At 71.7% G+C, this 3,155-nt stretch carries 3 protein-coding genes and 1 pseudogene; 1 reads left to right on the top strand and 3 read right to left on the bottom strand.

What is annotated here, in order from left to right; translation table 11 throughout:
- Positions 1–313 (bottom strand): annotated as a pseudogene (locus tag MJ785_RS21345) (hypothetical protein); the annotation flags it as partial.
- Positions 314–442: 129 nt separating this feature from the next.
- Here MJ785_RS21345 and MJ785_RS21340 point away from each other — a divergent pair.
- Positions 443–817 (top strand): response regulator transcription factor, encoded by a 375-nt coding sequence (locus MJ785_RS21340; protein WP_239382623.1) that lies wholly within the window; start codon positions 443–445, stop codon positions 815–817.
- Here the strand turns inward: MJ785_RS21340 and MJ785_RS21335 are convergent.
- On the bottom strand, positions 709–1,446 hold the full coding sequence (locus MJ785_RS21335) for a response regulator transcription factor (RefSeq protein WP_239382625.1): 738 nt from the start codon (positions 1,444–1,446) through the stop codon (positions 709–711). The genes MJ785_RS21340 and MJ785_RS21335 overlap by 109 nt on opposite strands.
- Positions 1,447–1,481: 35 nt before the next feature.
- The coding region (locus MJ785_RS21330; protein ID WP_239382621.1) for an ATP-binding protein at positions 1,482–3,155 on the bottom strand (1,674 nt) is incomplete at its 5' end.

Here is a 3,155-nt window from a genome sequence, read left to right as displayed (position 1 = left end):
CCCCGTGGTAGGCGGAGATCTTCAGCTTGCTATCGATGCTCGCGCAGTCGACGCGGCTAGTGGCATTCGTGCCCCGCTGCGTGACGTTCGGAGTTCCCGTCGAGTCCGCCCTCGTGCTCGTCGTCGTGCTCGTCGTAACCTCCGGGCGCACGCTCGTGACAGTCCCGCCTGTGCCGCCACCGCCACCGCCACCGCCACCGAGCGAGCCGGAGCCGGAGCCGGAGTCGGAGCCGGTGGTGATCTGACCACAGGCAACGACGAGAACAACGATCGCGGCGAGCACACACGCGAGCACGGTCGGCACAGGCTTCATGGAAAGGAGTCTCAGGCGTGCCGGGGCCGGGCACATCGGTGCCAGCACTGGCTTACCGGACCGGTTTTCCCAGTGCTGGCACCGAAGCCGGCCTGAATATCGGATGCTACCGTCCGTCTGATGGACCGGATGGCGGTGGGCCGCGTCTTCATCGTCGACGACAGCGCGCCCTTCCGCACCATCGCCCGGGCGCTTCTGGAGAGCGGCGGCTACCAGGTCGTCGGCGACGCCGCGACCGGGGCTGAGGCACTGACCGGCGTGCCCGAGACGGGCCCCGACATCGTGCTGCTGGACATCGCCCTACCCGACATGGACGGGTTCAGCGTCTGCCGGGCGCTGCACCGCACGGCCCCCGGTGTCACGGTGGTGTTCTGCTCCGTGCGCGACGCCGAGCACTACGGCGATGCGGTCGAGCTGTCGTCCGCCGCCGGGTTCCTTCCCAAGTCGACGCTGTCGGCGGCCGCGCTGGCGCTGCTCGTGGCGCGTCGGGCCGAGCGCAGGTAGACAAGTACCGCGAGGACGCGGCGGTTGTGCTCGGCCTCGTCGGGCAGCGCAAGCCGCTGAAAGACGTTGCGGACGTGCGTTTCGACGGTACGCGTCGTCAGGTGCAGCTCGTCGGCGATCGCGGTGTTGGACCGGCCCTGCGCCATCAGCGTGAGGACCTGCCGTTCCCGCGGGCTGAGCTCGGCCAGCTCGTCGCGCCGGCCCCGGCCGCCGATGAACAGCGGGACGATCTCGGGGTCGAACGCACAGCCGTCGGCGGCCACCCGGCGGACGGCGTCCAGGAAGTCGGGCCCGGTAACCCGGTCCTTGAGCAGGTAGCCGACGCCGCGCGCGGTGTGCCCGACCAGCTCGTCGAGATGCGCGACTTCCAGATGCTGCGACAGGAGCAGCACGCCCGTCCCGGGGTGGCGCTGTCGCAGCAGCACAGCCGCGCGCAGTCCTTCCAGGTGGTGGGTAGGTGGCATCCGGATGTCGACGACCGCGATGTCCGGGCGGTGCCGCTCGACGGCGTCAAGCAGTTCGTCCGCGTTCTCGGCCTGCGCGACGACCGCGCACCCATCGCCTTCCAGCAGCTCGGCAAGTGCCACCCGGAACAGCGACGCGTCGTCGGCGAGCACGACGCGCGTCATCCCCGCGGCCGAGGTTGATGGAGTGGTTGCGGTGGTCACGGCTCCTCCAGAGGTAACTCGGCGTGGACGGATGTCCCGGCGTTGGGGAAGCTGCGCACGGCCAGCGTGCCGTCGAGCGCGGCAACCCGGTCGCGTAGCCCGAGCAGGCCGGTCCCGTTGTTCATGTCGGCGTTGCCGACGCCGTCGTCGGCGACGGTGACGAGCAGCCGGTTCCCGGCGGCCCGGACGTGAACGTGGACCTGGTTGGCGCGGGCGTGCTTCGCCGCGTTCGTCACGGCCTCGGCCGCGACAAAGTAGGCCGTCGCGGCCACCCGCTCTGGCAGCGGCGGCAACACGGGGCCGTCAACGACATGCACGAAGTACGCCGAGCGGGCGGCGAGCGCCCGGAGCGCGGGTAACAGCCCGGCCTCCGTGAGCACCGCGGGGTGGATGCCGCGGGCGAGTTCGCGCAGTTCCGTTATTGCCACGGCCAGCCCGTCGGCGGCCCGTTGCAGGAGCGCGTGGAGCTCGGGGTCGGGCGCTGCCGGACCGAGCTGCTCCCGCGCCCGCTGCAGAATCAGCGCGGTGGTGACGAGCTGTTGCTGGGCGCCGTCGTGCAGATCGTGTTCGATCCGGCGGCGCTGCTCGTCGGCTGCCGCGACGATGCGGACCCGGGACGCGCGGACCTCGGCAAGCTGGGCCCGCACCTCCGCGGCGAGCCGCTGATTGTCCAGCTCCAGCGCCGCGGCCGCCGTCACGGCATGCAGGACATGCCTGTCGGCGCGCAGCGCCGGGTCGTGCAGGAGCACAGCGACCACGCGCCGGCCGCGCCGGACCGAAGTGACCGCGTCGTCCGGACGGGGCGCGACGGGCCGTCCGTCGGCATCCAGGTAGTTGTTGGCGGAGCCGGGGCTGTCCAGGCAGGGGTAAGCGATGCGCAGCGTCGGGTCGCCGAGCACGCGGGCCAGCAGGTCACGTAGCTCGGCTGGCGGTATCCGGGGCAGCTGGAGCAGGAAGTCAGCGACGGCCGTGCGGCCGAGCCGGACACGCAGCGCGCCGACCAGGAAGGCCACCGGAAGCCCGAGCGCGGCGAGGTGGGCGACCTCGTTGACCAGCAACGCGCTCGGAGCGGGCAGCACCGGGTGGAGCAGCGACGCGACGCTCCCGACGAGCCCGACGCCGTACACCGGCGCGAGCACCCGACGGGCCGGCGGGGTGGCGACAAGCCAGCGCCGGACCAGCAGACCGGCGACGACCACGGCGAACACCATCTGCGCGCCGTTAAGCAGCATGTCCTGTGTCCGGGCCAGGTCGGCGACGAGCAGCAGGTTCGGCGTCACGGACCGGTAGAACGGGACGCCCACCGGCACGAGGACGAGCGCAATCACATACACGGCGCCGGTCACCACCCGCTCGGTGCGCGTCCGCAGCCGCCCCTCCGGGAAGGCCAGCAGGAGATGCAGGAAATACGCTGACGCCACACTCCGGAAGAACATCCCAGCGGTGTGCGGCCCTGGGGCTATCGAGACCTGCAGGTCTTCGGCGAACCAGGCGATGCCGGCCGTCACCATCCGCAGCCCGAGCGGGCCCGGCCGGCGCAGGTGCGTGACGGAGCCGGTCAGCAGATAGAGCCCGCCGACAAGGCCGGAGAAAAGGGTGCTGGTCGTGTCCGGATCCCGGCCGGCATCGGCCAGCCAGAGCACCAGCGCGCCGAAAAGCGCGCCCGCCAC

The sequence above is a fragment of the Protofrankia sp. CiT1 genome (genome assembly GCF_917627335.1).
Taxonomy (GTDB): domain Bacteria; phylum Actinomycetota; class Actinomycetes; order Frankiales; family Frankiaceae; genus Protofrankia.
Note: the sequence above shows the minus strand (reverse complement) of the source record. Positions and strands in the feature narration are given on the sequence as shown.